The following is a 5,626-nucleotide window of genomic DNA, read 5'->3' as shown; positions in this document are numbered from 1 at the left end:
AATCACCTCCCACCGGAGGCATATCGAAAACAGTTGGAAAACTCTAATTTAAAGTGTCTCAATTAATGGGGAGTGGACAGCCGCTTTATTTCCGTTCGTGTACAGATGCCAGAGCAATCAATTTATAACGTGAGAATGCGTGAGATGGAGGAGGCGCAGAAAGCGGAAGAGGAACGCAGGCAAAAAGAAGAGGAGATGAAGAAGCGATTCGGGTTAGATGAGAAGGACGAATTGTTTCAATGTTAAATATGCCAGTTGATATTTTACTTTTATTAAAATATAACTGGCAAATATTATTTATTATATTAATTTTTAAAGGATTTTTTCTTTTTCTTTTTCTTTTTCTTTTTCTTTTTCTTTTTCTTCTTTCTCTTTTGTTTTTTGTTTAAACGGTTTACTAATTTCTTTTTTCAGTTCTTTCTCTTTTTCCTGTTCTTGACTAAGTTCTTCTTTAAGTTTTTTACTAATTTCCTCTTTAAGTTTTTTACTAATTTCCTCTTTAAGTTCTTTACTAATTTCTTCTTTAAGTTCTTTACTAATTTCTTTTTTAAGTTCTTCTTTTTTATCCTCAATGCTACTGTTTTTTTTGCTTACTATTATTAAAGAAAGATAAACTAATGATGCTGATATTATTGCAAAAATAGCTGCGTATTCATTTTCAATTATTGAAACATTTTGATCTGGAAAATGGGCGGATAAATGCCAAAATCCTGCTGAAATTAAACCAGAAATAGCAGATAAAACAGGGAAAATTAAATTTTTCATTTTTTAGTACCTGTACCATTTAAGTAAATTTAGTTTACGCTACATTATTAGCCATCAATAGTATTATAGCAATAGTACTTATGTTTTTATTTAAAGCATACCTTGGCATAAAGTGAAAAAATATAGGAAGATATCAATATAAAGAAGAAAAATAAAAATTTAGTAGAGTGATACTTTACATGAGGTATAATTATTCATAAATGTAAAAAGAGTGGTAAAGTCAGATAAATATCAGGATTTTAGTAATCATTGACTGTGTTTTAGATAAATTGCAACCTATTCCATCCAAAATTATAATTTTGGAATGCTTTTAAAATCTAATTTCATATAATTGAGCTATTTAGGTAATGGTGTGAAATAAATTGCTAGAGCGATTTATTTTATGATGATTATGCATGTTCTCAACATTAGATAAAACAAGGCTTTTATTTATTAATGAGGATAAAAACACCCACTGTTATGACCAATTCTAATAACCGCATCTTCATATGGGAGATAAACAGCTTGTTCATAACTATACTAATATACCCAATTCTATCTATCTTAAATCACTTCCATTAAATTTGTTAATCTTTATGATATTTATATCTTGTTTTTCTAATTCCAGTCTATATTCGTAAATGGAAAATAGAGTATTATTTATGGTTTTTCCCACTACTTGGATCCATATTTGGCTCTTGGATCATGGTTTTCTGTTAATCTAGCTATTGTTGCGCGATGATCTATTGGTAGGCTATATATTTTTAGTAGAAAGTCATCCAACATAATACATGCCCCTTCAATATCTTCATTTGATACTTCCTTCAAGTTGTGGCTACCTGTATTACCTAACCACTTCAATGCCCTAAAGCCATTCTCCATATACTTATATTCTAAAGGTATGAGTGAAATTCTTTTATCTAATGGGAGATAACGTTCATTTTTATCTCGTGGAATCTTAAAATCATCAAGAATAATTTCTAAAGTAGTGCGTAAGGTATTAATTGCAGCTTGAGGGTGCCCTGGTAACTGTGCAGATAATTCTAAAAGTTGCTCTTTTATTTTTTCTGGATAGGAATCACAAGGAGTAAATAGATGTATAGGTGGATAAAAATAACGAGGACGATATATCGAAATATAATGAAAATCATATGAAGAATGACCATCATATTCTCGTTCGTAATAACCATCTCCTGAGACTACGACCATCTGTTGACAATTTTTTTGATTACATTGTAAAAGGCAAGTGAATATAGTTTCATCATCATCAGGGCTAAAATCTGGATCATTAGCATAATGGCGTGCACGAGCAGTACTTCTCGCTTTTAAACTATTGGGCACGAATTCAAGTGTTTGCCGAGCACAAGCAGGGCAACGCCAATCTGGGATTGAATCCAGAGTGAAAAAATTAAATGTAAAGGAACCAAGCATAAGATATCCCAGTAAATAATATTTTTTCATTATAGACGCTATAACGAGAAAGTTGTAGTGCGGATAAAATCTAAAAGGTAGTATTTTTTAAATAAAAATAATTATTACTATTTTTAGTTATTTCACTTTGGAGTGTATCCAATGAATATCAGATCTTTGCACAACACAAACTGTTCGGTTTGATTACGTGGTACACATAAAATTCTAATACTAACTTTACTGAAGATATCCGAATTGTTCCAAAGAACTCCTACAAGAATTTTATTGTCTCACTTGTAAAATAATGTATGCTGTATATAAATACAGTATTAAGTATGCTGGATGAGTCTATAGATCGTGTGAATAAAAACAGTGTTTTTATTCACAGATGTATAAATTTAGTTTATGTCTTAAAATCAGCACAATTTTCATTTTTGAGGTGTGCTAATAGATGACTGATGTAAATGAAATTGAATGTCCTAAATGTGGGAATATTCATGATTCTAAAGAATTATGTGAATGTGGCTATGATCCTGAATTATGTAAAGGAAACGGAAAATATTCAGCAAAACATGCTCTAACTGCTACTTTAGATTTAGTTCCTAACAACAAGGGGAGTAATTTTATAAGTGAAATTGGCTTAGAATGGAAGTTAGATACTGAAGATGTTGTTCAATTTATAACCCGTGCTGATAAAAAATTTATGGGTAAAAGGAAGAGTCATGGAGTGATGAAAAAAGACCTTATGCCACTAAATACACCAAGTGTTTTTTTGGATTATTTATTAGGAAAATTTGATTTTCATGGGTTTGTTAATGCTGTAATGAAATTAATGCAGAGAGAAGCAAATCAAGATCGTGCAACATTAGTTGGTGGTAATTTTGTATTCATACACTATCAAGTCGATCAGGATCAGGAAAGTGACGGTAGGCTTTTGATTTTAATGGTTGATAAAAAAGGAGTTTTTGATTTTGATGAAAACCTTATTCCTGAAAAAGTCCCCTCAATTAATATTGATGCACTGCGACAAGCAGTGTTGATAGATTTAACTTTGTTTAAAGCTAGTTATCCAGATAATGTTGGAGAACCTTACCTACATTTTATTTCAGGAAAATCAAAGAGTGAATTTTTTAAGCGAGCTTTAGGCTGTGATCCTAAAGTGGATAATAATAGAAGTATTCAGCATATTAGTATGGCTTTTGATGATTTTTCAAAAAAGATAAAAATAAATTCGGTTGATAAGGTTAAGGTAAATAAAGCAATAGAGGCTTTTTTAAAAGAAAAAGCTAAAGATCCTATAGATAAAAAAGTTTCAATTGAGGATATTGCTAACTGTATAGCAAAGACACTCTTAAAGAAAAAAGATGTAGCAAAGAAATTTATTCAATTTGTAGATCATGGCGAGTACTTAATTGATGATTATTTTGAACCAAGCAGATTTTCAGATAAGGAGTTTGGGAAAATAAAAATAGTTGATGAGGATAGAGATTATGAAATCACATTTGATATTGATTCTATTAGTGATGATAAAGATTCCGGTGCAAAGATAATCTATAATAGAGGTGATGGAGTTATAACAATTAAATTGGCAAGAACAAGTATGGATCAAATAAATAGAAAGATACCTCAAAAGTGAATATATGATTATGAATCACAATGAAGATTTACTAAAATTAATTGGTTACTTAACTGATTCAGAAATAAAGAATGATGATGGTCTAGCAATCATAGAATGCGATCTAGATAGTGATTCATTTTCAAAATATGTAGAACTTTTAGTTCGTTTTGGTATTAAGGAAATAGATAGTTGTGAATCAAGTCAGATTATATTTAGTTTACAATCAAGTAACTTCAAAAGTGATACATGCATTTACTCATCGATAGATAGCTTTTGGTTTAAATGTTCAAATAGTGGAGAATATAACCCTAACTATATAATTTTAAATGAGAAAATATTTTTTAATTCAACTGATGATGGCTCAGTAAAAAAAATTTGTCTTTTCTTACAATGGAAAAAAATATTGGCAACTGTGGCTAATCATTCCGTTGATAGTAAGTATATCCTCTATATTCCTAATAATGATGGTGGGAAGGAGTTAGTTGTAAGTTGCCATGATTTGTTAGATTCTGTTTTAAGTCTAGATTTTTCTTCTGATTCTCAATATGCTTCTAATCAACTTTTAAAAATACTAAGTCTACAAGATGCTCAACAAAAAGAGCGTATATCTATACTTAGAAGCGCAATTTATGATATGGCTAATCAGAATGATGATGAAAGTAAAGTTGGAGATATTTTTTACTTAATAAGTAAAGGTAAAAAAGTATATGACAGGTATAACGACTTACTTGATTTATATACAAAAAGGTTTTCAGTAAACAAAATCTTGTCAGAGTTAGAACAAAAACAACTTGAATATACAACTAAAATCAATGATTTTGTTTCATCTAGCCAAAATAAGGCATTTGCTATTCCTGGTGCATTGATTGCTGTTGGAGGACTTGCTAAATCTGGAGGATTTTGGGATTCAGTATTGATATTTATAGGTCTTTATCTAATATATAAAGTTACTTATATCTCAAATGAGATATTAAGTGATTCATATGATTCGTTAAAAAATAGTCTAGATAATTTAATTAAAAGATACTCTAAGTTTGATGAAGGTGTTGAAGTAAGAAGTACTGCATCAAAAATAGATATAGATATAAAAAGAAAAATTAGTAAAGCAGAAACAAGAATTAAAAAAATAAATAGTATGGGAATTGCTATGCTGTGGATTGGTGCTATTTATTTATTCATTAAATGGTGGTGGGGAGTATAACCATGTTTATTTATCATAAAGCTCTTTTTTAGACTTATTTATTACCTTAATTTTATTATATCCATTAATTTAACTCATAAGTTTTCTTTGATTGGTTTGTTGTATTAATCATAGTAATGATATTAATAAATATATCTGCATATATATAATAATTGACCATTTATTAAAGTTCATTTAGATGACTATACATGGTTATCAAAACCAATAAAAGCATTATGGTAATCAACTAGTTATAAAAAGATATATTCACGGTCTTCTGAGTGTAATAAGAGTAAATATACCTTAATAAACAAATAGTTAATTATAGTGGAAATACATAATGCTACGCCACATGGGTTGGACAGAAGCCGCTGACTTAATCATTAAAGGTATGGAAGGCGCGATTGCCGCTAAGACTGTCACTTATGATTTCGAACGTCAGTTAGAAGGCGCTAAATTGCTGAAATGTAGCGAGTTTGGTGACGCAATTATCAAACATATGTAATATAATTAGCGTTGCGAATTGATTACGGGAACTTAAGGGTTCCCGTTTTTGTTACAGGGTTTTTTATGAGTACGTGTAACGTCTTGATGCTGTCCACTCCCCATTAATTGAGACACTTTAAATTAGAGTTTTCCAACTGTTTTCGATATGCCTCCGGTGGGAGGTGATT

General features: G+C 30.0%; 5 protein-coding genes and 1 pseudogene. 4 read left to right on the top strand and 2 right to left on the bottom strand.

Annotation, left to right across the window (positions count from 1 at the left end):
• Positions 1-105: 105 nt before the first annotated feature.
• Positions 106-246, top strand: a complete 141-nt coding sequence (locus B6258_RS17975) for a hypothetical protein (protein WP_164996117.1) — start codon at positions 106-108, stop codon at positions 244-246.
• Between the two features lie 66 nt (positions 247-312).
• Here the strand turns inward: B6258_RS17975 and B6258_RS17970 are convergent, their stop codons facing one another.
• The gene (locus tag B6258_RS17970; RefSeq protein WP_164996116.1) at positions 313-765 is read right to left on the bottom strand and encodes a hypothetical protein; all 453 of its coding nucleotides are present in this window, start codon (positions 763-765) and stop codon (positions 313-315) included.
• 654 nt (positions 766-1,419) lie between these two features.
• Positions 1,420-2,205, bottom strand: a complete 786-nt coding sequence (locus B6258_RS00895; protein ID WP_099073708.1) for a DUF4145 domain-containing protein — start codon at positions 2,203-2,205, stop codon at positions 1,420-1,422.
• 400 nt (positions 2,206-2,605) lie between these two features.
• Between B6258_RS00895 and B6258_RS00890 the strand changes: the two genes are divergently transcribed.
• From B6258_RS00890 to B6258_RS00880, 3 genes and pseudogenes are all read left to right on the top strand, one after another.
• A complete protein-coding gene (locus B6258_RS00890) occupies positions 2,606-3,790 on the top strand; it encodes a nucleoid-associated protein (RefSeq protein ID WP_099073707.1) in 1,185 nt (394 codons plus the stop codon).
• Positions 3,791-3,794: 4 nt separating this feature from the next.
• Complete coding sequence (locus B6258_RS00885) at positions 3,795-4,973, top strand: hypothetical protein (RefSeq protein WP_099073706.1); 1,179 nt, start codon at positions 3,795-3,797, stop codon at positions 4,971-4,973.
• Between the two features lie 316 nt (positions 4,974-5,289).
• Positions 5,290-5,457: pseudogene (locus tag B6258_RS00880) on the top strand (isocitrate/isopropylmalate family dehydrogenase); the annotation flags it as partial.
• Between the last annotated feature and the right edge of the window lie 169 nt (positions 5,458-5,626).

Origin of the sequence: Proteus alimentorum, from assembly GCF_002607735.1 — a bacterium.
GTDB classification, from domain to species: domain Bacteria; phylum Pseudomonadota; class Gammaproteobacteria; order Enterobacterales; family Enterobacteriaceae; genus Proteus; species Proteus alimentorum.
This window is presented reverse-complemented; position numbering and strand designations above follow the sequence as displayed.